Consider the following 21,202-nt stretch of genomic DNA (forward strand, 5'->3'; position numbering starts at 1 on the left):
TCAGAGCCAGTCGAACCACTCCCGGGGCAGCAGCGCGTAGCCGACGAAGGCGAACACGTCGAGCACTGTGTGCGCGATGACCAGCGGCATCACCCGCCGGGTGCGCAGGTAGAAGAGGCTGAACACCACGCCCATGATCGCGTTGCCGACGAACGCGCCGAAGCCCTGGTAGAGGTGGTAGGAGCCGCGGAGCAGGGCGCTGGCCGCGATGATGGCGGCCAGCCGCCACTGGAGCTGACGCAGCCGGGTGACCAGGTAACCGACCACGATCACCTCTTCCAGCACGGCGTTCTGCACGGCGGCGAGGATCAGCACCGGGACCGCCCACCACACGTCCGGTAGCGAGGCCGGCACCAGCGTCGCGTTGAGGCCCAGGTGGGCCGCCACCCAGAACAGCGCCAGCCCGGGGAGGCCGATCAGCGCCGCCAGGCCGGCCCCGCGCGCCACGTCCTGACCGGGCCGCCGGGCGTCCAGGCCGAGGGTCCGTGCCGGGTCGCCGGGGTCACGGCTGAGCAGGTGTACGGCGAGCAGCACCGGCAGCAGCGCGAACGCGATGCCGAGCAGTTGGTACGTGAGGTCCAGCCAGGGTCGGGCCGACGCGGAGGTGTTCAGCGAGGCGGTCTGCTTGGAGAGCGGACCGTCGGCTGTCAACTTCGCAATGATCGACACCACCGCGTAGATCGCGGACTGGCCGAGGGAGAGGCCGAGGACCAGCAGCGTCTCGGTGCCGAGCAGTCGGCGGGACACCGGGCGGGTCAGCTCAACGGTCACCGCACCACTCTGCCCGACGGGTGGCAGCCGTGACATGGCCGACCGGCCAGCATGAGCCGATCGCACATTCTGTGCGACCAGTCGACACTCTCCGTGGAGATTCTATGGGCGCCCGATCCGTTGCCGTCTGGAGAAGGAGTGTCCGTGGACAACCTCGCGCGGTTGCTGAAGGAGAGCTGGACCCTGGTCGAGGACGACCGGGTCCGGCTGAGCGGTCACTTCTACGCTCGGCTGTTCCTGCTCGACCCCGCCCTGCGGCAACTCTTCCCGGTGCAGATGACCGGCCAGGGCGATCGCATACTCGAAGCGATCATCGCGGCGATCCACACGGTCGACGACCCGGAGAGCTTCGACGAGTTCCTCCGGGCGCTGGGCCGCGACCACCGTAAGTACCACGTCGACGAGCGGCACTACGAGACGATGGGCACCGCGCTGCTGGACGCGCTGCGCAGCATCGCCGGCGACAGCTGGAACCTGGAGTACGACCAGGCGTGGCGGGAGGCGTACGCGGCGATCGCCGCCCTGATGGTGGCCGGCGCGGCAGCCGACGACGACCCGCCGTTCTGGCACGCCGAGGTGCTGACCCACCAGCGGTACGGCCCGGACACCGCCGTGCTGACCTGCCGCGCGTTGCAGCATCCGCTGCGCTGGCAGGCGGGGCAGTACGTGAGCCTCGAGGCGCCGCGCTACCACCCCCGGGTGTGGCGCAACTACTCGGTGGCGAACGCCCCGAACGACGACAACGTGTTGGAGTTCCACGTGCGGTCTCCGGGGGCCGGCTGGCTGTCCGGCGCGCTGGTGCGGCGGGTGCGGCCGGGTGACCTGCTCCGCCTGGCGGCACCGATGGGGTCGATGACCCTGGACCGCGCTTCGGAACGGGACATCCTCTGCGTGGCCGGCGGCGTCGGGTTGGCACCGATCAAGGCGCTGGTGGAGGAGTTGGCCACCTTCAACCGGACCCGGTGGGTGCACGTCTTCTACGGTGCCCGGCAGGCGGCCGACCTGTACGGGCTGGCCGCGTTGCAGGAGTTGGTGGCCGTACACCCGTGGTTGTCGGTCACCCCGGCGTGCAGTGAGGACCCGGACTTCGACGGCGAGCAAGGCGACATCCCGGACGTGGTGGCCCGGTACGGCCCGTGGACCACGCACGACTGCTACGTCTCCGGCGCCGCCCGGATGGTCCGGTCCACCCTGCGGGTGCTCGCTGCGGACGACGTGCCGCCGCCGCGCATCCGCTACGACACCTTCGGTGACCTCTAGACGTTCCTCCCCCCACACCGGGGCGCGTGCCCCTGCCCCCTGGGGCACGCGCCCCGGCCCTCGTTGGTCAGTAGCTCCACGGATGCCCGGTCTCGCGGTACTCCTCCACCGGCACCAACGGCACGCCGGGCGCCATCCGGTCCACGTAGAGCCGGCCCTCCAGGTGGTCGACCTCGTGTGCGACCAGCCGGGCCATGCCGAACTCGAACGAGGTGATGATCCGGCTGCCGTCCCACTGGGCGTGCTCCACGTCCAGACGCAACGGGCGGGGCACCAGACCCCGGTGGTCGAAGAAGGAGAGGCAGCCCTCGTACTGCTCGTCGGTTTCCAGGTCGGCGTCGACCACCCGGGGGTTGAGCAGCACGACCGGCTCCGCTGATCGGTCGGGGGGCCGCACCACGGCCGCCGCCCGGTCGAGGCCGAACTGCGGGGCGGCGACACCCACCCCCTTGCTGAACGGGTGCAGCTCGTCGAGCCGGGCCAGGGCCGTGGTGAGCCGGTCGACCATGTGCCGGGCCACGCGTTCCTCCCTGGGCAGGTCGAACGGGCGGGCCTGCTGGCGGAGCAGGTCGGCCCCGCGTTGCACCACGCCGAGGCCGCGCATCCGGTCGCTGGGTCGGACCCGGACAGCGCCGGGGCTGACGTCCGGTTCGGTGTCCGGACGGGCGCGGAACCGCCACTGCATCCGGTAGCGGGCGTTCAACGGTGGGTCGTCAACCTGCCAGTCGTAGATCGCCCGGTCGCCCTCGTCGCGACGCTGCGGGGCCGTCCGTAGCGGGCCCTCCTCCGCGCTGAGCGAGGTCTCCACGCCCCAGACCTGCGGGTCGAGCGCCGCCGGCAGATCCAGGTGTACGGCCAACTGCCGGGTGGGCAGCCGGACGGCTCGCTGGAACCAGGGGCCCCACTTCTCGGGCCCGACGCTGTACGCGTACTCGATCGTGGCCCGGTCGCCCGGGTAGAGGGGGAAGCTCCGCTCCCCGTTCTCGAAGAGCAGCCAGATCTCCTTGAACGCGTCCCGATCGTGTTTGGCTCGCCAGTGCATCGGCTCCGAGTCCCCGCCGCCGTCCTCTCGACGGGCCTGTATCTGCAGCTCGCCGAAGGTGAGGGGGTGCTCCCGGTGGTGCCGGTTGGAGCGGCCGGGGTCGTTCGGGTAGCGGTCGACGGCGACCCGGACCAGGTAGCGGGTGACCGGCTCAAGGCCGGCGTTGTACAGCTCACGGCGGATGACGCACCGGTAGCCGTCCTCGGCGTGGGTGAGGGTGGCCAGCTCCCGTTCCACGACCAACCCGGTGCCGGGTGGCAGCCACTGTCCCGGCAGGTACGGCCCGCGGTGCGGCTGACCTACCCGGGCGTGCCGTAGGTCGTCGTACTCCCGGAAGCGTTGCCAGATCGCGCCACTGGCCTCCAGGACGGCCTCCGCGCGGCGGGCGAAGTCCTCGGTTGGGCGGTGCCGGCGGCCCTCGACGTGGCTCACGTAGGACGGGTCGAACCCCATCAGAACGGCCAGTTGCTTCTTGGACAGCCCGCGCCCGGTCCGTTGCCGGGCGAGCTCGGCCGCGAAGGAGTCGGCAGCCCGTTCGAGGGGTGAGGTCGTCATCAGCTTCCTCGTGGCCGGGGCTATAAGTTTCACGTTCCGTACGAGAGCACACACTCATGTGGCATCTTCTCGACACAGTGCTTGACAATTCGCCGACGACGACCGATTGTGCCGCGTTTTTCGGCACTGACTGCGGGTAGTACGCGAGGCGTCACTCCCGCCGGATGCGGAGTGACCTGGGCCTCCGCGATTGGGCCAAGGTGAGCCTTCCCTTACGACCGAGGGTCTGGTTAGGCTAGCCTTAGCTCAGGACGGCACTGGTTCGTCCGCCGGGGCGCACTCCTCGGTCACGCAGACAGGGGACGACTCAGGTGACAGCGGTGATGCCGAGGCGGGAGGCCGCCACCACGCCGCTCGCTCCCGTCACCGCAGCGCTGCGGGCCATGTTCGGCACCGACGATCTCCCCGGTCTCGCCCGGGGTCTGCTGGTGGACGACGAGCTCGGCTGGGCACCCGCCACCACCCTGATCGACGGCAGCCGGCTGCCGGAGCTGCTGAACGGCGCCGCCGTCCGCTGGGGTGGCACCCCGCACGCCTGCGCGGCACTGGCCTGGAAGTCGTACAGCTACTGGGCCGCGCTGCCGGTCGTGCTCGGCTGGGCCTCCGCCCGGCGGGTGCCGCTGCTCGACCCGGCCGACCTGCTGATCCACTTCGAGGACCATCGGCAACTGCTCACCATGGGCCTGCGTCGAGGCACCACCGTGGCGGTGCTGCCGAACGACCCGCTTGCGCTCGCCGGCCTACCGGAGGTGCGGGTCGTCGCCGACGAGGCGGAGCTGCTGGCCGCACTGCGCGGGTCACTGCTCGACGCCCACCTGGCACCGCTCATTACGGCGATCCAGTCCGAGGTTCGGGTGGGCACCCGGACGCTGCTCGGCTCGGTCGCCTCCGGCATCGCGCACGGCATCCTGCGGGCCGCGGACGGTCTGCCCGGCTCCACGGTGCAGAGCATCGACACCCTGCTCGGCGCACTCGACATGACCGACCTGATCGAGTTGGTGCCCGGGCCGACCGGTGAGCCGGCCGTGCAGCGGCGCACCTGCTGCCTCGCCTTCACCCTGCCCCGGCCGAAGGTCTGCCAGGGCTGCTGCGTCCGCTAGGGCCAGGCTGGGCCGGGCGGCTCAGTCGGTCAACGACCGGACGTCCCACACCCACACGCCACCGGTGAAGACCGGTTGGATCCCGGTCAGCTCGGTCATCCCCCGACGCAGCGCGGCCTCGTGCTCGTGCGGCCCGGAGATGACCACCCCGGCCCGCCAGTAGCGCAGGTCGTCGACAGCTTGGACCCGGCTCTGCGGGGTGATCGGCGGCACCGCCCCGGTGCGCCGGATGGTGTTGAAGAAGCTGCTGGTGGGGCGGGGAACCGCGCCGAACAGCGCGACCTTCGGCGGATCGGCGGTTGGGCGGGTGTCCGGGCCGAGGAAGTAACCACGGGCCAGCGGCATGTCCAGCCGGGTCGCCGCGGACCAGCGCAGCGGCTCCGCGTACGTGGTGTCCGGCAACGGCAGGGTGACCACACTGCGCCCACCAGCCACGTAGGGACGCCACGCCCCACTGGTCACAAAGGTGGGGATCGGGTCGGGGCGGGCCACGGGCAGTGGGGTGGGGACGATCGGCAACAGGGCCATGGTGAGCACGGTCGCGGTGACGAAGCGGACCTGCCCCCGGGCCGCCGGGTGCGCGTACGCCAACTCGCGGGCCCGTTCGGCGCCGTAGGCGAGCAGCAGCCCGATGATGGGGGTGATCGCCAACGCCCAGCGCGTCGGCACCACCGAGTGCAGGATGGGCAGGTTCTCCAGCGCCGCCCAGGGGCCCGGCACACCCGTACCCCGGTTGTTGAAGCGGACCTCCCGCCCCAGTGAGAGCACCGCGAAGAGCAACCCGAGCGCGGCCAGCGCGAGCACCACGATCGAGCGGCGCAGCCACCAGACCAGGGCGATCACCAGCACGACCAGCGCCCAGCCGAAGAAGCTGTTCTCCTCGGTCGGGTTCTTGGCCAGGCCGGCGGCGGTGCGCGCGCTGCCTGCGAGGGACTCCCGGGAGTACGCGACGAACGAGGCCAGGTCACTGGAGTAGCCGCGGATCAGGCGGGACAGCCCGGAGTACGCGTCCGGGCCGAAGAACTGGACGTACAGGGGGTACGCCAGCAGGAGCACGGAGACCCCGGCGGCGACGGCCAGGCCGGCGAGGAAGGGTCGGGCCCGCGACCGTAGTTCCGCGCGGCCGACGGCGAGCACAGCGCTGATCACGCCGAGCCCGATCGCGGTCATCAGCAGGATCTCCAGGTTGAGGAATGCCTGCCAGACGATGACGAGCGCGAGGAGGACACCGTTGCGCAGCCAGCGGCCCGGTTCGCCGAGTCGTAACGTGCGCCAGATGATCAACGGGACGACGAACTGCGACACGATGTTCGGGTGCCCATTGGCGTGCGACACCATGGCCGGCGCGAACGCGCAGAAGCCAGCACCCAGCCACGCCGGCCCCCGGCTGCCGATCAGGACCCGGGAGAGCAGGAAATACCAGGCCGTGGCGGTAGCAATCATGCCGGCGGTGAGAAAGACCAGGAATGACGCCCGCGGCCCGAACAGCAGGGTGATCGGCGTCATTGGCAATGAAATGGATAATACGGACGTATTGGCCATCAGATTCACGCCGTCCGGGACGTTCATCTGATTGGAATGGAACGGATACGCAAAGTGCGTGACTACTCGCGTACCGTGGGCCATCATCCATTCGAACTGCGACTGATCGGACTGGTTGTCCCGTACGTCACTGCCCGGGTCCAGCCAGAGCCGACCAGTGACCCAGAAGCCGAGCACCACGAAGCTCAGCACGGCAACCAAATCGGGCCATTTCCCCCTGCGGGACGGTTGAGGCGCACCGGAGGCCCCCTCCGCCGACGACGCGGCGGCCGGGCCGTCACTGCCGCTGGGCAAGTCCGGTTCAGGAGTAGTCATGGCAATTCATAGGGTAGTCAGCGTATGGCACCGCCGTGACATGTTTCGGGGTACTGCCGTACTATGTGCCGGGTTCGCCGACCGCCGATCACGAATCCACCCCCCGACCACAATTCGGCCACCCCGCTGCCCCGATTCTTCTGCCGTCCCAGCGGATGATTCACTCTGTCGGTCCAGGCACGGGTCGAGTTCATATCGTGAGGAATCGACGCATGGCAGAAATCACTGGGGATCAGCGCGTGCAGTCCGAGGTGCTGGAAGGCCTGGCAACCGCTGTCAACCACCGTCGCTGGTTCATCGAACTGGCCGTGCCGTACCTCGGCGACGACCCGATCGAGATCGGCAGCGGCCTTGGTGACTACGCGTTGGAATGGTCAGAGCGGCTGCCCCGGTTCACCGCCACCGAAGCTGACCCGGACCGGCTGGTCCAGCTCAAGGAGCGCCTCGCCGGCCGTCCGAACATCGACGTCCGGCAGATGCTGCTGCCGCACCACGACCGGGGCGACTACAGCGCCGCGGTCTCGTACAACGTCCTGGAGCACATCGAGGACCACGTGGGCGCGCTGCAGAGCATGCGCGACCTGGTCCGACCCGGCGGCGCCGTGATCATCATCGTGCCCGCGTTCCAGTTCGCGATGGGCCCGGCCGACATCGCCACCGGGCACGTCCGCCGCTACACCAAGAAGACCCTCGGTGCGGCGATGACCGAAGCCGGCCTGACCGTCGAGAAGATCCACTACGCCAACGCGCTCGGGCTGATCGGCTACTTCATGGCCACCAAGGTCTTCCGGCTGATGCCGAAGGAGGGCCCGATGGTCAAGGTGTACGACACCCTCGTCCTGCCCGCCACCAAAGCCGCCGAGCAGCTGATCCTCCCGCCGTTCGGCCAGTCCGTCTTCGCCGTAGCCCGCGTCCCAGCCTGACCGCCCTGACCCCGGCCCCGGCCCCGGCCCCGGCCCCGGCCCCGGCCCCGGCCCCGGCCCCGGCCCCGGCGATCTTGCACTTTCTGTCGTCGTTATGCCTGTTGTGTCAGGAATGCCGGGACAGTAAGTGCAAGATCGCGAGAGCTGGGGCGAGGACGGGGGCGGGGTTTAGTCCTTGATCTGGTAGGTCGGGCGGATCACCGCTCGGGCCAGGGTGTGGAACGTCAGGTTGAAGCCGACGTAGGCGGGGGTGGCGTCCGGGGTCAGGTCCAGGCGGTCGACGTCCAGGGCGTGCACCGCGAAGACGTACCGGTGCGGGCGGTCGCCGGGCGGCGGAGCCGCCCCGCCGTACCCCTGATCGCCGTAGTCGTTGCGGACCGAGAACGCCCCGCCGAGGTCGGTGCCCGCCGCGCCACCAGCCCCGCTGGGCAACTGGGTGACGCTGACCGGCAGGTTCACCAGCACCCAGTGCCAGAAACCGCTGCCGGTCGGCGCGTCGGGGTCAAAGCAGGTCACCGCGAAGCTCTTCGTCTCGGCGGGGAAATCCGACCAGGTCAGCTGCGGCGAGACGTTGTCGCCCCCGGTGCTGCCATGCGCGTGCCGGGCGTCCATCGGCTCGCCGTTCTGCACGTCGTCGCTGGTGAGCGTGAACGAGGGCAGCGTCGGCAGCAGCTCGTACGGGTCCGGGGCGATCGGTCGTTCCAGGGTCATGGGGACGCGTCCTTCCGATGTGCGGAGATACCAGCCCCTTCATACCCCGCCGTGTCCGTTCCGACGACCGGCACTGTGGTTTTCCGGAGCTACGGTTGAGTTCGGGCAACGTCCTCAGGGGGACATCGTGGCCGGCATCTGGCGGGACTTCGTGGTAGCTGTCCTCACCGCGCTCCGCCGCCAGGACGAACGAGCCGTCGCCGACGAACGCCGACGCGCGATCGAGCGACTGGCTGAGGAGACGATCCGCCAGCAGCGGCGGACCACCGACCCGCCGGAGTGACCGGGACGCGGACCGCCGGGACCCGCACCACTCACCCGCGCCAGATCCACTCGACATTCAGGAAACCGCGGCATCCGCACGGCCGGAACACCCCGACTGCGGCGGGGCCGAGTGAAGCAGGTTTGGCGGAGGGTGTGGGATTCGAACCCACGAAGACATCGCTGCCTTACCGGTTTTCAAGACCAGCGCCATCGGCCACTAGGCGAACCCTCCTGGGCCGTCACCCGCAGGCGTACGGCCACGCATAGTCTGCCACGGCTCGCTCCGGGCGGCCCGGCGTCCCTCCCCGGTGCGCCGGCCAGCGTCTTGGCGCGTCCACTGTGGGCTGGAGGGGTGCGCCTGCGGCGCCCGGCGAGATCGGGAAGACTGGCCCCATGCGAGCCATCACGATTCCGCAGCCGGGTGGGCCTGAGTCGCTGGTCTGGGCCGAGGTGCCCGACCCGGAGCCGGGCCCCGACGAGGTGATCGTGGATGTGCGGGCCAGCGGGGTCAACCGCGCCGACCTGCTGCAACGGCAGGGGCACTACCCACCGCCGCCGGGCGCGTCCGCGTACCCCGGGTTGGAATGCTCTGGGGTGATCACGGTGGTTGGCGCGGAGGTCGCCGGATGGGCGGTCGGGCAGCAGGTCTGCGCGCTGCTGTCCGGCGGCGGTTACGCGGAGCGGGTCGCGGTCCCGGCCGGGCAGTTGCTGCCGGTGCCGGCGTGCGACCCGGTCGACGCTGCGGCGCTGCCCGAGGTGGCCTGCACGGTCTGGTCGAACCTGGTCCAGGTGGCGCGGCTCGGCGCGGGCGACACGCTGCTCGTGCACGGCGGGGGCAGCGGGATCGGCACCTTCGCCATCCAGCTCGGGGCGGCCCTCGGCGTGACCGTGCTGACCACGGCACGAGAATCCAAGCACGCCCGACTGCGCGAGCTGGGCGCGGCGCACATGATCGACTATCGGGAGCAGGACTTCGTGGAGGAGGTCCGGCGGGTCACCGACGGGCGCGGCGTGGACGTCATCCTCGACATCATGGGCGGGTCCTACCTGGGGCGGAACGTCTCCGCGCTGGCCACCGGCGGGCGGCTCGTGGTGATCGGGATGCAGGGTGGGCGCAAGGCCGAGCTGGATCTCGGCGCGCTGTTGAGCAAGCGGGCGAGCGTCACCGCGACGTCGCTACGGTCCCGTCCGCTCGCGGAGAAGGCGGAGATCGTCCAGGGCGTACGGGACGAGGTGTGGCCGTTGGTCGAGGAGGGCCGGATCCGACCGATCGTGGACCGGCGGCTGCCGATGACCGAGGCGGCGGAGGCGCACCGGCTCGTCGAGTCGAACGACCACTTCGGCAAGGTGCTGCTGACCCGCCCTGCGGGTGCAGGGTCGGCCGTCAGCTGAGCGAGCCCGGCGGGTGGAGGGTCGGCCGTCAGTTGAGCGAGCTTGCCGGGGTTGGGGCGTCCGTCGGTCGGGGCAGCACCAGCCGGGCACCCGGGCCCTCGCCGGCGAGGGTGTCCTCCGGGTTGTAGAGCGTGCAGCGCTGCAAGGACAGGCAGCCGCAGCCGATACAGCCGTCCAGGTCGTCACGAAGCCTGGTGAGCAGCCGGATGCGGTCGTCCAGTCGGCTGCGCCAGCTCGCCGAGAGCCGCGCCCAGTCCTGCGGGCTTGGGGTGCGGGCCTCGGGAAGCGAGTCGAGCGCCTCCCGGATCTCGTCGAGCGAGACACCGACCTGCTGGGAGATTCGGATGAAGGCCACCCGGCGCAGCTCGGCGCGGGCGTAGCGGCGCTGGTTGCCGCCGGTACGGTCGGCGCGGATCAGCCCGAGGCGCTCGTAGTAGCGCAGCGCCGACGGTGCCACGCCGGAGCGGGCCGACAGCTCACCGATCGTCAACAGGTCCAGCATCACCAAATCCTTGAGTTGAAGTGCACTTCAACTCAGAGGGTAGTGCCGTGACCATCGCACTGACCACCGACAGCCAGCTGGACGCCGACGACCTGCGGCGGTCGATCAGCGCACCTGAGGGTCAGTTGGCGGCTGAGGCGGTGGGGCGACGGCGAGCGCGCTCGCGGCCGAGGATCCAGATCGCCTCGACGCCGTCCTTCCAGGTGATCTTCTTGCCCTCTTCCCGGCCGCGCGCCCGGTAGCTGATCGGCACCTCGTAGGGCCGGATGCGGCGACGCAGCAGCTTGCCGGTCACCTCGGCCTCCATGCCGAAGCCGCGCGAGCGCACCTCAAGTGACCGGTAGAGCGCCACCGGCATCAGCTTGAAGCAGGTCTCCAGGTCACCGATGTACGAGTTGAACAGCACGTTCGCCGCCATCGTGACGCCCTTGTTGCCCATCACGTACCAGAAGCTGTAGGCGCTGTGGCTGCCGAAGGTGCGATTGCCGTAGACCACCGTGGCCCGCCCGTCGAGCACCGGGTCGAGCAGCTTGGGGATGTCCTGCGGGTCGTACTCCAGGTCGGCGTCGAGGATGACCATGTAATCACCCTCGGCGCTGTCGACCGCCGTCTTGATGGCGGCACCCTTGCCGGCGTTGCGCTGGTGGGTGATGACCCGCAGGCGCGCGTCGTCGGCGCGACCGAGGACCTCGCCGGTGCCGTCCCGGCTGCCGTCGTCGACAACGACCAGCTCGACCTCACAGGGATAGTCAACCGCCAGTGCCTGCTTGAGGGCATCCGCGATGCGATCTTCCTCGTTGTAGACCGGCATGAGGATCGAGAGCTTCACGGGGATCTCCACGGTGGCGGCAACACGTCGGCCATAGCCTAGCCTGGTTGGATTGTTAACCGCCTACCGCCACTGCAAGGCGGTAGACGCGGCGGATTCAGATCAATGGTGTTTACTTCCGCCATGTCGGCTGCCGGCTCCCTGCTCACGGCGGTTCCTGCCGCCGCCGTGCTCCTGCTCACCGTCGCGGCGAGGCCACGCGAGGTAGGTGCGGTGGCACGGCTGCGGCTCGCCGTGGTGCGCGCCGTCCTGCTCGGCGGGGCGTACGCGGTGCTGGTCGTCGAGGTGCTCGGCGCGTCGCACGCGCTGACCCGGCCCGCGTTCGCAGTCGCCTGGCTGTTCTTCCTGGTCGCTGCCACAACGGCGGTCGGTCTGCGCTGGCAACGGGCGGCCACCCTCGGGCAGCAGTCCGCGGCCGCGCCGCAATCGGTCGGCGCTGCGCCGCGGCCGGTGCCGGTCGGCGCGGTGGCGCCCGGTGGCAGCCCCGACGTGTCCGCCCCGGTCGCCGAGCGCGGCGAGCCCGACCGCGCGCCGACCCGGGCCGGCCGGGGGGCCGCCGGCCTGCTCGCTGCGGCGGTCCACACCTGGCGTACGGCCCGGCCGGGCGAGCGGCTCCTCGCCGGCACGGTCGGCGGGCTGGTCCTGGTGGAGTTGCTGGTCGCGCTGCTGGCCGAGCCGAACAACTTCGACTCGCAGACGTACCACCTGCCGAAGGTGGAGCACTGGGTGGCGCAGGGTGACCTGGACTTCTGGCCCACGGCCATCCACCGGCAGGTGACCATCCCGCCCGGGGCCGAGTATCTGCTGCTGCACCTACGCCTGCTCAGCGGCGGGGACCATCTGTACAACCTGGTGCAGTGGGCGGCCGGAGTGGTCTGCCTGCTGGTGGCCGCCCGGATCACCGCGCAGCTCGGCGGTGGCCGGCGGGCCCAGTTGCTCACCGCGTTCGTGCTGGCGACCACCCCGATGGTGGTGCTCCAGGCGACCAGCACGCAGACCGATCTGGTCTGCGCGGCGTGGGTGGCCTGCGCGGCGACTTTGGCGCTGGACGGGCTGCGTCGGCGGACCGGCTGGGGCACGCTGCTCGGGCTGGGGGCGGCCACCGGGTTGACCGCGGTGACCAAGACCAGCGGCCTGATCGCGGTCGGCCCGCTGCTGCTGCTCTGGGGGTTGGCCCAGCTGAGGCTGGCCCGGAACAGGAGGGCGGCAGCCGCTGGCGGGGGTCGGCGGTCCTGGCCGGTCGTCGGGCTGGCCCGCACGGTCGGCGGTTCGGTGCTGATCCTGGTGGTCGCGGCCGTGGTGGTCGGCCCGTTCCTGGCCCGGGTGACCGCCGAGTTCGGGCACCCGCTGGGGCCGCCCCGGCTGCGCGAGTCCATCCCGATGGAGCGGCACGACCCGGCGTCGATAGTGGTCAACGCACTGCGGATCGGGCACACCGCGTTCGACACGCCGCTGGCGCCGCTGCGTCGGGCCGGGGCCGAAGTGATCATCAGCGGCGCCGAGGCGATCGGGGTCGACCCGCAGGACCGTGCGATCACCTTCGGTCGGGAGCTCTTCCCGGAGCCGGCCTGGTATCCGGACGAGGACCGGGTGGCGTTTCCGCTGGCCGGGGTGTTGGCGGTGATCGGCGCGGTGATCGCGCTCGCCCGACCATGGCGGATCACTCCCGAACGGGCTGGGGCGCTGCGGGCGTACGCCGTGGTGGTGCTGACCGCCGTGCTGCTGCACACCGCGATGATCAAGTGGCAGCCGTGGGGCAATCGTCTGCTGCTCTACTCCGTGGTGCTCGCCGTTCCCCTCGCGGGCCTCTGGTTGGACGCGCTCTTCCGCCGCCGCGCGGGTGACGCCGTACCGGCAGCGGGTGACGCCGTACCGGCAGCGGGTGACGCAACCGCTGGCCGTGGACGTCGTTCGGTGGCCACCATGGCGGCCGTCACCGTGCTGGCCACCTCGGCGTTGGCCGGAGTGCTCGCGCTGTCGTACGGCTTCCCGCGCCGGCTGGTCGGTGCCGGCTCGGTCTTCACCACCTCGGACTGGGACACCCGGTTCCTGCGTCGACCGCAGTGGGCGGACGAGTTCGGTTGGGCGGCGACCGCGGTCCGGGACAGCGGCGCGCGACGGATCGGGCTGGTGGAACAGAACGACAACTGGGAGTACCCGTGGTGGCTGCTGCTGCGGCAGCCCGACGGCGGCTCACCTGACCTGGTGGCGTTGCAGTCGGTACTGCCGGAACGACCGCCGGCCGATCCCGCCTCGGTCGACGCGATCGTCTGCACCGGCAGCAAGGCGGCCTGCGCCAAGCTCGTCCCGGCCGGTTGGCGGTTGGAGTTCCGCGGCTACGTCGGCTACGCCCTGCCGCCGGGCCACTGAGCCAGCAGACCGACCCCAACGACCTGAGGCCCGGATAGTCCGATCCGGGCGGTTCTGCATCCCGCGCGCAAGGATCCGAAGCGCATTCACATCCGTTGATCCGCACGTTACCGTCTGGTAACTCAATCGACGTCCCGCGATTGAGCCGAAAGGAGTGCGTCGATGCCTGCAATCCCCGCCAGGCCCGAACGCGCGACCCGACGACGGGCCATCACCGTCGCCGTCGCCGTCGCCGCTCTCGTCCTACCGATGCTCGCCGGACCGGCCACCCCCGCCAGCGCCGTCGACCGACCGACAGTCCAACCACTCCCCGCCAACCTCGAAGCCATCCGGGCCGCCGAGGCGACCGCCCTCTACGGCAGCCCAGCGATCCGCCCGATCGAACAACGCCGCACCGCGTTGGTCACCATGGGAGACAGCGAGATCTCCGGCGAAGGGGTCGGCAACTACGTCCCCGGCACCCACCAGGACGGCAACTGGTGCGACCGCTCGTACGACCAGGCGGTGTTCCGCACCGGCATCGCGTCGGACGCGCAGTACAACATCGCCTGCTCCGGTGCCACCCCCTGGAACCTGATCGCGGGCGGCCCGACCCAGCACAACGAGCTGAACCAGGGCGACTACCTGGGCATCAAGGCGCGCAACACGCACGTGAAGCTGATCTGGGTGGTGGTCGGCGCGAACGGTGACGGCACCATCCAGTTCGGTCCGGTCGCCACCGACTGCGCCGTCCGCCGGGTGTTCTTCCAGGGCGCCTGCTACCCCACCTACACCGACCAGTGGACGATCCGCACCGACGGCAGCCGGCAGGCCGTTGAATCGGCGCTCACCGACATCCGGCAGACCATGACCAACGCCGGCTACCTGCGGTCGGACTACGAGCTGGTGCTCATGTCGTACCCGAGCCCCGGCAGCCCCGACGTGGAGGACAACCCCAACTTCCCCGGCTGGTACTCCGGCGGCTGTCTGCTCTACCTCGCCGACGCGGCGTTCGCCCGGAACAAGGCGGTGCCGATGTTCGAGTCGGCGCTGCGGTCGGCCGCGGCGAACACCGGCACCCGCTACCTGGACGCCAGCCGGCTCTTCCACGGCCACGAGGTGTGCACCGACAACACCTCGGTCCGCGGCCTGTACATCGAGATCGGCATCTGGAACGAGAACGCCGCCCGCCAGTCGTTCCACCCCAACGCCCGTGGGCACGGCATGTTCGCCCAGTGCATCACCCAGTTCTGGAACTCCGGGCAGACGCGGGCCAGCTGCGTCGACCCGGCCAGCACCGGCAGTGGCGTGCTCTACCCGGGGCTGCTGGAGTTCAAGCAGCTGCGCAACCTCGCCACCGGCACCTGTGTCGACGGCAAGGGGTACGACTCGCGCAATGGCACCGTGCAGCAGCCGTACTCCTGCCATGGTGGGCGCAACCAGGGCTTCTGGTACGACTCGGCCCGGCGGTCGCTGCACTCGGAGCTGTCCCACGACCGCTGCCTGGACGTCGCCAACAGCTCGATGACCGCCGGCACCGCGGTCAACATCTACGACTGCAACGGCACCGGCGCCCAGCAGTTCGTCTTCGTGGGTAACCAGATCAGGCCGGCGAGCGCCAACAACCTCTGCGTGGCGTTCGACAACCCGTTGCTGGGCGGCTCTCGCCTGCGGTTGGCGACCTGCGGAAGCAGCACCCGGCAGCAGTGGTCGTTCGAGGCCCGTACCGCCGCCAACCCGGTCGGCTACGGTCACGACGACTTCATCGGCTCCCGCGTCTACTGACGAGAACGCGTCTGCTGACGAGCCAAGAGGGGCCCTGGTGTCGACCAGGGCCCCTTCGCTCACCTGGCGCGCGGAATGAGGATGAGCCGGGCCACGCCCTTGTCGCCGTCCTTGGCGCCGGCGACACCGAGCGTCGCACCGACAGTGATCTCGCTCGGCTGCACGGTGGCCCGGCGCTCGACGACCCGCAGGTCGTCGCCGAAGGTCCAGACCATTGTGAAGCCGTCGGTGGACTTGACGGTCATCGAGTCACCGTCGATCGCGGTCACCTCGCCGCGCTGCACGGCGACGGTCCGCGTACCGCCGTCCTTCGCCTTCACCACCGCCTCACCGTGCAGGGTGTTCCTGCGCAACAACACGCGGGCCTGGCGGCGCTTGCGCCACTCCTCGCCGCGCTTCTCCCGGGCCTTCTCCTGCGCCGTGGGGGACGCACCCGGTGTCGGGGTGGCCGGTGCGGCGACGGTTCGCACGTCCAGGTCGTCGGCGTCGAAGCCCATCGCGGCCAGCGCCTGACCCTCGACCCCCATGGCGGCCGCGACCTCGACGGCCGCCTCCCGAGCCGGCTGGCTGGCCACCTCGGCCGCGCCGCAGCCGCTGACGCCGAGCGCGACCGCCGCGAGCAGTGCTGTGGTGCCGGTGGCGATACCCCAACGTGGCATGACTCTCCCTCTCCGTCAGTGGAGCCCTCAGCCTTCCCCGCAACGACGAGCGGAGCGTCAGGCCGACGTTCGGGTCAGGTAAGGATCACCGGGCAGCCGGACCATGAAGGCGGCGCCACCCTCCGGCGCGTGCCCCGCGACGATCTCCCCGCCCAACCGGCGGACCAGCCCGGCGGCCAGCGCCAACCCCAACCCGCTGCCCACCTTGCGCACCCCCCGGTACCGCTCGTGCAGCGCACCGCGTTCGAACGCCACCGCCAGGTCGTCGTCGGTGAAGCCGGGCCCACCGTCGCGGACCTCCAACACGCCGCCGTGCGTCGGGTCCGCACCAGCCGCCCGGACCGCGAGCACCACCGGCGACCCCGGGGGTACGACCCGCAGCGCGTTCTCCAGCAGCCCGTCCAGCACCTGCCGGATCCTTCCCGGATCGGTGTACGCGGGCACCGGCTGACCGGGCGTCTCCACCCGGAACGGCACACCCACCGCCGCGCACCGGCCGGACCAGGTCGGCTCCGCGTCCAGGGCCAGTCGGGTCAGGTCCACCGGCACCGGTTCAAGGGGGAAGTCGGCGGCCTCCAGCCGGGCCAGTGCCAGCAGATCACCGATCAGCCGATCCAGGTGTTGGGCCTCGGCCAGCACCGTCCGACCCGTGTCCACCGTGTCGTCGGCACCGAGCACCCCGTCGGCGAGCGCCTCCGCGTACCCCCGGATCGCGGTCAACGGGGTGCGCAGCTCGTGCGAGACGGAGAGCAGGAACTCCCGCTGCCGGCCCTCGCTCGTGGCCAGTGCGGCGGCCAACCCGTTCAACGCCTCGGCCAGGTCGGCGACCTCGTCCGGCGGCTCGACCGGCACCCGCACGGCCCGGTCACCCGCGCGCAGCCGGGCGGCGGCGGTGGCCGCGACGCGGATCGGCCGGGCCAACCGGCGGGCCAGCAGCAGCCCGGCCACCACACCGGCGGTCAACCCGGCCAGCAGCGGCAACCAGAGGCTGAGCAGCACCCGGGCCCACAGCCCGGTGGCCAGGGGGCGGGAGAGCACCACCCCGTTGCCGCCGGCCAGCGCCCGACCCTCGACCAGGGCCCGCTCACCGTTGACCGAGCGGCGAGCCGACACGTTGCGGCCCTGCCCGATCCGCTGCACCACCCGGGGCGGCAGACCTGACCGGTCGACGGCCCCGCGGCGGATCAGGTACGCGTCGATGCCCTGATCGCGCAGTTGCTGGATGAGCCGCTCCTCATCGGCGCTGCGACCCCGGTCGAGGCGGGTCCGCAGCACCTCGGCGGCGAGCCGGGCCTGGGCGGCGAGCGCCTCCTGCTCGCCCCGTTGCGCGCCACGGATCGCCAACGGCACCGCGACGATGGCGGTGACCAGCACCGACACCAGCGCCACCGCGCAGGTGACGAGCACCGCGCGGGCGGTCAGCGTACGGCCGAATCGGCGTCGTCGCGGTGCGGCGGGTGGGGTGACCACCGGCATTGCCATGGTCGGCGACTCGACGTGCCCGTGGTGATCACGCATCGACCGCGTACCCCACCCCGCGATGGGTCCGGATCACGCTCGCCGGGCCGAGTTTCGCGCGCACCTGTGCGACGTGCACGTCCACCGTCCGGGTGCCGGCGTGCGCCGCGTAACCCCAGACCCCGGCCAGCAGCTCCTCCCGGGTGAAGACCCGGCCGGGCCGGGCCATCAGGTGGGCCAGCAGGTCGAACTCGGTGGAGGTTAGCTGCACCGGGGCGCCCGCGGCGGTGACCGTACGGCGGGCCGGGTCCAGCGTCACCGGACCGACGACACGTGGCCGGTCCGCGCCCTCCGGCCCGCCGGCGGATCGGCGCAGCACCGCGCGCACCCGGGCGACCAACTCCCGTGGGCTGAACGGCTTGGTGACGTAGTCGTCGGCGCCCAACTCCAGGCCGACGATCCGATCCACCTCGTCGTCCCGGGCGGTGAGGAAGATGACCGGGGTCCAGTCGCCGGCCTCGCGCAGCCGTCGGCAGATCTCGGTGCCGGGCAGGCCCGGCAGCGCGATGTCCAGCACGCAGGCCACCGGCCGCAACCGGCGGGCCGCGCTCAGACCGCCCTCGCCGTCACGTTCCAGGTGGACGCCGAACCCGTCCCGGGTGAGGTAGAGCCGGACCAGGTCGGCGATGGCCGGCTCGTCTTCCACGACGAGGACGAGCCCGCGATGCGGCGGTTCGACGGTCACCGGCCCATGATTGCCGACCCGGCGGGCTCGGCGCGATCGGTGCGTGTTCGAGTTCGGTAAAGGCGGTGCGACGCCCGATGAGGGGTCAGCTCACCAGGACGGAGCGAACATCCCCTGCCGCGCGACGGCCGGTGCGTCACCGATGCTGGCGACGACCCGCGCGCCGGTCGGCCGCAGACGGGTCCGGAACGCCTGGTCGAGCAACGCGTCGAGCTGCCAGACCTGCTTCGGGTGAGTGGTCCGGATCAGGAACCGCTCCCGGATCCCGTCGATCGCGGTGGCCGCCATCTCGACCGACTGCAGCCTCGGGTCCGGGCTCCAGGTGACGTTGCTCAGCTCGCGGAGCTCGGTGTTGAGGTGCAGGCGCAGTCGGTGCAGAAGGCGGGTCTGCTGGGTCACCACCAGTCGACGGTGCGTGAGCAGTAACAGGTAGTCGCCGGTGACCGGGCGGTCGGGGCGGCTGCAACGGGTGACCAGGATGGTGGCGTCACCGGAGCCGACGCAGCGCCGGAAGACCGGCATGTGCCGGCTCACCGTCTGCACGGCCAGGCCAGCCTCAGCGGCGGCCGGGAGGAACGTTCGGGAGAAGACGTCCATGACCTGCCCAACGACGTCCCCAGCGGGGTGACGTGGGTCACGGACGTTTTTTGGAAGTTCCACGCCGCATGTCGCACTGCCTGTCCGATTTTCGACTCGGACGGATGATGGTCAGGCGTCGGGCTGAAGTGGACTGGCGGCGAACAGCTCCTCCAGCCAGCCGGGGACCGCGTCGGCGTACTCCGCGCGGGACTTCTCGGTGGTGTCCAGTGCGCGACGCCAGGAGAGCGACCGGCTCACCGGGCCCAGGCCGATCGCGAGGTCGGCGGCCTCCACGAGGGTCCGGCGGTCGTACCGGTCGGTCCACGCCTCCAGGTAAGCGTCGCGCAGCCGGGCCAACTGAGCGTCGTCGGCGGCGCCCTTCCTGGCGTACCGGATGGAACGCAGGGTCACCAGCAACGTGCCAAACGGGTGCGCCACCGAGGCATCACCCCAGTCGAAGTAGCGGTACCCCGTCGCACCGGCGAAGACGTTGCCGTCGTGCAGGTCGTCGTGTTGCACAGTGGCCGGGATGCCGATGTCGGCGAGCCGCTGGCACCGCTGTGCGTACGCCGGCACCTCGGCCCGCAGCCGCTCGTACATCTCCGGACTGAGCCCGCCCTCGGCACCGATCAGCAGTGCCTCACGATCGTCGAGCAACTCGGCGAAGAGGCCGGCCAGCACCTCCGGACGATGATCCGGCACGCCCAGGGCGACCAACTCGGCGGCGCGCGGCGCGCTCGCCAGTTGCAGCGCCGCGTACCCGGGCAGCGCCCGCTCCCAGTGCCCCAGGTCGGGGTCACGCCCCAGCACGTCGCGCAACGACTCGCCACCGTCGGGCAGCAGCGACCAGCCCTGCTCCGGGTCCACCGCGATCGGCGTCAGCACCCGGCCGGGCGTCACCTCGGCGAGCGCCGCGATCAGCACCGCCTCGTGCACCGTGCCCGGGTTGTTGGCCTTGAACCAGACCGGCCCGTCGTCGGTGGGCACCCGCCAGACCAGCGACCAGGGACGCAGCCGAGGCTCCACCAACCCGGTCACCCGGCGGCCGGCCCGGCTCAGTTGTGCGTCGACCCACGACCGGGCCCGCACCTGCCACTGCTCGCTGGACCAGTCGGGGGCCTGCTCGTCGGCGATCGTCGTCACGCTGGGCACCCTAGGCGGCCCGCCCGGGTCGAGGCCACGCCTTTTCCCGATCGCGCGTCGTTGCCGACCGTGCGTCTGTCCCGATCGCGCGTCAGACCAACTCGACGATGGTGGCGTTGGCCATGCCGCCGCCCTCGCACATGGTCTGCAGGCCGTAGCGGATCCCGTTGTCGCGCATGTGCTGGAGCATGGTGGTCATGATCCGGGCACCGGAGCCGCCGAGCGGGTGACCGAGGGCGATCGCCCCGCCGCGCGGGTTGAGTCGCTCCGGATCGGCCTCGGTCTCCGCCAGCCAGGCCAGCGGCACCGGGGCGAACGCCTCGTTCACCTCGTACACCCCGATCTCCTCGATGCCCAGCCCCGCGCGGCGCAGCGCTTTCGCGGTGGCCGGGATGGGCGCGGTGAGCATGGTGACCGGGTCGTCGGCGGCGACCACCGCGGTGTGGATCCGGGCCAGCGGACGCAGGCCGTGCCGGCTGGCCCAGTCGGAGGTGGTCACCGCGAGCGCCGCGGCGCCGTCGGAGATCTGGGACGCGGACCCGGCGGTCACCACGCCGTCGGCGCGGAACGGGGTGACCAGCTCGCCCAGCTTCTCCAGGGAGGTCTCCCGGCGGATGCCCTCGTCGGCGGCGAACTTGCCACCATCGGCGAGCGGCACCGGGGTCAGCTCGGGGTCGAACGCGCCGGCGTCCTGCGCGGCGGCTGCCTTCTCGTGGCTGGCCAGCGCGAACTCGTCGAGCTGAGTACGCGACAGGCGCCACCGCTGGGCGATGAGCTCGGCACCGACCCCCTGGTTGAACGGCAGCGGCGCGTCGTCGGCGAAGCCCTCGACGCCCCGGTAGCGGGCCCGCAACTGGTCACTGAACGGCATCCCGCCGGCCACACTGGAGCCCATCGGCACCCGGGTCATCGACTCGACGCCACCGGCGACCACCAGGTCGGCCTGGCCGGAGAGGACTGTCGCGGCGGCGAAGTGCAGGGCCTGCTGACTGGAGCCGCACTGCCGGTCGACTGTGGTGCCGGGGACCGACTCGGGCCAGCCGGCGGCGAGCACGCCGTTGCGGGCGATGTTCCAGGACTGCTCGCCGACCTGGGACACGCAGCCCCAGAAGACGTCGTCGACCTGGGCCGGGTCGAGCCCGGTGCGCTCGGCGAGGGCGCGCAGCACGTGCGCCGAGAGGTCGACCGGGTGGACGCCTGCGAGGCTGCCCTTGCGTCGCCCGACCGGGGTCCGCACCGCGCCGACGATGACCGCGTCACTCATCTTTACTCCCCGGT

The 21,202-nt window shown here is 71.3% G+C and carries 19 protein-coding genes and 1 tRNA gene; 7 read left to right on the forward strand and 13 right to left on the reverse strand.

Annotated features, from left to right (window positions below):
- Positions 1-771 (reverse strand): CPBP family intramembrane glutamic endopeptidase, encoded by a 771-nt coding sequence (locus V6U86_RS07415; protein WP_334500002.1) that lies wholly within the window; start codon positions 769-771, stop codon positions 1-3.
- 144 nt (positions 772-915) lie between these two features.
- Here V6U86_RS07415 and V6U86_RS07420 point away from each other — a divergent pair, with 144 nt between their 5' ends.
- Positions 916-2,031: a globin domain-containing protein gene (locus V6U86_RS07420; RefSeq protein WP_334500005.1), complete on the forward strand. Its 1,116-nt coding sequence runs from the start codon at positions 916-918 to the stop codon at positions 2,029-2,031.
- Positions 2,032-2,098: 67 nt separating this feature from the next.
- Here V6U86_RS07420 and V6U86_RS07425 read toward each other — a convergent pair whose 3' ends face one another.
- Positions 2,099-3,628: a peptide deformylase gene (locus tag V6U86_RS07425; protein WP_334500008.1), complete on the reverse strand. Its 1,530-nt coding sequence runs from the start codon at positions 3,626-3,628 to the stop codon at positions 2,099-2,101.
- Between the two features lie 323 nt (positions 3,629-3,951).
- On the opposite strand from V6U86_RS07425, the gene V6U86_RS07430 reads away from it, so the two are divergent.
- On the forward strand, positions 3,952-4,728 hold the full coding sequence (locus V6U86_RS07430) for a hypothetical protein (RefSeq protein ID WP_334500011.1): 777 nt from the start codon (positions 3,952-3,954) through the stop codon (positions 4,726-4,728).
- 21 nt (positions 4,729-4,749) lie between these two features.
- Here V6U86_RS07430 and V6U86_RS07435 read toward each other — a convergent pair whose 3' ends face one another.
- Complete coding sequence (locus tag V6U86_RS07435) at positions 4,750-6,585, reverse strand: hypothetical protein (RefSeq protein WP_334500013.1); 1,836 nt, start codon at positions 6,583-6,585, stop codon at positions 4,750-4,752.
- Positions 6,586-6,797: 212 nt separating this feature from the next.
- Between V6U86_RS07435 and V6U86_RS07440 the strand changes: the two genes are divergently transcribed.
- Complete coding sequence (locus tag V6U86_RS07440) at positions 6,798-7,508, forward strand: class I SAM-dependent methyltransferase (protein ID WP_334500016.1); 711 nt, start codon at positions 6,798-6,800, stop codon at positions 7,506-7,508.
- Positions 7,509-7,676: 168 nt separating this feature from the next.
- On the opposite strand, the gene V6U86_RS07445 is transcribed toward V6U86_RS07440, so the two are convergent.
- Complete coding sequence (locus V6U86_RS07445; RefSeq protein WP_334500020.1) at positions 7,677-8,219, reverse strand: YbhB/YbcL family Raf kinase inhibitor-like protein; 543 nt, start codon at positions 8,217-8,219, stop codon at positions 7,677-7,679.
- Between the two features lie 127 nt (positions 8,220-8,346).
- Between V6U86_RS07445 and V6U86_RS07450 the strand changes: the two genes are divergently transcribed.
- A complete protein-coding gene (locus tag V6U86_RS07450) occupies positions 8,347-8,502 on the forward strand; it encodes a hypothetical protein (RefSeq protein WP_334500022.1) in 156 nt (51 codons plus the stop codon).
- A gap of 123 nt (positions 8,503-8,625) precedes the next feature.
- Here the strand turns inward: V6U86_RS07450 and V6U86_RS07455 are convergent.
- Positions 8,626-8,715: transfer RNA gene (locus V6U86_RS07455), tRNA-Ser, on the reverse strand.
- A 161-nt stretch (positions 8,716-8,876) separates the two neighbouring features.
- Here V6U86_RS07455 and V6U86_RS07460 point away from each other — a divergent pair.
- Positions 8,877-9,875 (forward strand): NAD(P)H-quinone oxidoreductase, encoded by a 999-nt coding sequence (locus V6U86_RS07460; RefSeq protein WP_334500024.1) that lies wholly within the window; start codon positions 8,877-8,879, stop codon positions 9,873-9,875.
- A gap of 28 nt (positions 9,876-9,903) precedes the next feature.
- Here the strand turns inward: V6U86_RS07460 and soxR are convergent, their stop codons facing one another.
- Positions 9,904-10,377 carry a redox-sensitive transcriptional activator SoxR gene (gene soxR, locus V6U86_RS07465; protein ID WP_334500026.1) on the reverse strand — a complete coding sequence of 158 codons (474 nt, stop codon included), beginning with the start codon at positions 10,375-10,377 and terminating at the stop codon, positions 9,904-9,906.
- Positions 10,378-10,498: 121 nt separating this feature from the next.
- The gene (locus tag V6U86_RS07470; protein WP_334500029.1) at positions 10,499-11,206 is read right to left on the reverse strand and encodes a glycosyltransferase family 2 protein; all 708 of its coding nucleotides are present in this window, start codon (positions 11,204-11,206) and stop codon (positions 10,499-10,501) included.
- 123 nt (positions 11,207-11,329) lie between these two features.
- Between V6U86_RS07470 and V6U86_RS07475 the strand changes: the two genes are divergently transcribed.
- Entirely contained in the window at positions 11,330-13,576 is a 2,247-nt protein-coding gene (locus V6U86_RS07475) for a glycosyltransferase family 39 protein (protein WP_334500031.1), read from the forward strand.
- 162 nt (positions 13,577-13,738) lie between these two features.
- Entirely contained in the window at positions 13,739-15,340 is a 1,602-nt protein-coding gene (locus tag V6U86_RS07480) for a ricin-type beta-trefoil lectin domain protein (protein ID WP_334500034.1), read from the forward strand.
- 59 nt (positions 15,341-15,399) lie between these two features.
- Here V6U86_RS07480 and V6U86_RS07485 read toward each other — a convergent pair whose 3' ends face one another.
- The 6 genes from V6U86_RS07485 to V6U86_RS07510 all read right to left on the reverse strand — a co-directional run bounded on the left by V6U86_RS07485 (position 15,400) and on the right by V6U86_RS07510 (position 21,188).
- Positions 15,400-15,999, reverse strand: a complete 600-nt coding sequence (locus tag V6U86_RS07485; protein ID WP_334500037.1) for a hypothetical protein — start codon at positions 15,997-15,999, stop codon at positions 15,400-15,402.
- Between the two features lie 57 nt (positions 16,000-16,056).
- Positions 16,057-17,517 carry a sensor histidine kinase gene (locus V6U86_RS07490; protein WP_334500040.1) on the reverse strand — a complete coding sequence of 487 codons (1,461 nt, stop codon included), beginning with the start codon at positions 17,515-17,517 and terminating at the stop codon, positions 16,057-16,059.
- Positions 17,510-18,202, reverse strand: a complete 693-nt coding sequence (locus V6U86_RS07495; protein WP_334500043.1) for a response regulator transcription factor — start codon at positions 18,200-18,202, stop codon at positions 17,510-17,512. Before V6U86_RS07495 ends, V6U86_RS07490 begins: the two co-directional genes overlap by 8 nt.
- A 90-nt stretch (positions 18,203-18,292) precedes the next feature.
- The gene (locus V6U86_RS07500; protein ID WP_334500045.1) at positions 18,293-18,799 is read right to left on the reverse strand and encodes a hypothetical protein; all 507 of its coding nucleotides are present in this window, start codon (positions 18,797-18,799) and stop codon (positions 18,293-18,295) included.
- Between the two features lie 111 nt (positions 18,800-18,910).
- Positions 18,911-19,924, reverse strand: coding sequence for an aminoglycoside phosphotransferase family protein (locus V6U86_RS07505; RefSeq protein WP_334500047.1), 1,014 nt, complete (start codon positions 19,922-19,924; stop codon positions 18,911-18,913).
- Between the two features lie 91 nt (positions 19,925-20,015).
- Positions 20,016-21,188 (reverse strand): thiolase family protein, encoded by a 1,173-nt coding sequence (locus V6U86_RS07510; RefSeq protein ID WP_334500049.1) that lies wholly within the window; start codon positions 21,186-21,188, stop codon positions 20,016-20,018.
- Between the last annotated feature and the right edge of the window lie 14 nt (positions 21,189-21,202).

The sequence above is a fragment of the Micromonospora sp. CPCC 205558 genome, from assembly GCF_036902955.1.
In the GTDB taxonomy this organism is placed as follows: Bacteria; Actinomycetota; Actinomycetes; order Mycobacteriales; family Micromonosporaceae; genus Micromonospora.

Excerpts from the sequence above, each read along its gene's own strand:
- V6U86_RS07425 (WP_334500008.1), bottom strand. The coding sequence starts at position 3,628 with ATGACGACCTCACCCCTCGAACGGGCTGCCGACTCCTTCGCGGCCGAG.
- V6U86_RS07430 (WP_334500011.1), top strand. The coding sequence starts at position 3,952 with ATGCCGAGGCGGGAGGCCGCCACCACGCCGCTCGCTCCCGTCACCGCA.
- V6U86_RS07435 (WP_334500013.1), bottom strand. The coding sequence starts at position 6,585 with ATGACTACTCCTGAACCGGACTTGCCCAGCGGCAGTGACGGCCCGGCC.
- V6U86_RS07440 (WP_334500016.1), top strand. The coding sequence starts at position 6,798 with ATGGCAGAAATCACTGGGGATCAGCGCGTGCAGTCCGAGGTGCTGGAA.
- V6U86_RS07445 (WP_334500020.1), bottom strand. The coding sequence starts at position 8,219 with ATGACCCTGGAACGACCGATCGCCCCGGACCCGTACGAGCTGCTGCCG.
- V6U86_RS07460 (WP_334500024.1), top strand. The coding sequence starts at position 8,877 with ATGCGAGCCATCACGATTCCGCAGCCGGGTGGGCCTGAGTCGCTGGTC.
- soxR (WP_334500026.1), bottom strand. The coding sequence starts at position 10,377 with ATGCTGGACCTGTTGACGATCGGTGAGCTGTCGGCCCGCTCCGGCGTG.
- V6U86_RS07475 (WP_334500031.1), top strand. The coding sequence starts at position 11,330 with ATGTCGGCTGCCGGCTCCCTGCTCACGGCGGTTCCTGCCGCCGCCGTG.
- V6U86_RS07480 (WP_334500034.1), top strand. The coding sequence starts at position 13,739 with ATGCCTGCAATCCCCGCCAGGCCCGAACGCGCGACCCGACGACGGGCC.
- V6U86_RS07485 (WP_334500037.1), bottom strand. The coding sequence starts at position 15,999 with ATGCCACGTTGGGGTATCGCCACCGGCACCACAGCACTGCTCGCGGCG.
- V6U86_RS07490 (WP_334500040.1), bottom strand. The coding sequence starts at position 17,517 with ATGCGTGATCACCACGGGCACGTCGAGTCGCCGACCATGGCAATGCCG.
- V6U86_RS07500 (WP_334500045.1), bottom strand. The coding sequence starts at position 18,799 with ATGGACGTCTTCTCCCGAACGTTCCTCCCGGCCGCCGCTGAGGCTGGC.
- V6U86_RS07510 (WP_334500049.1), bottom strand. The coding sequence starts at position 21,188 with ATGAGTGACGCGGTCATCGTCGGCGCGGTGCGGACCCCGGTCGGGCGA.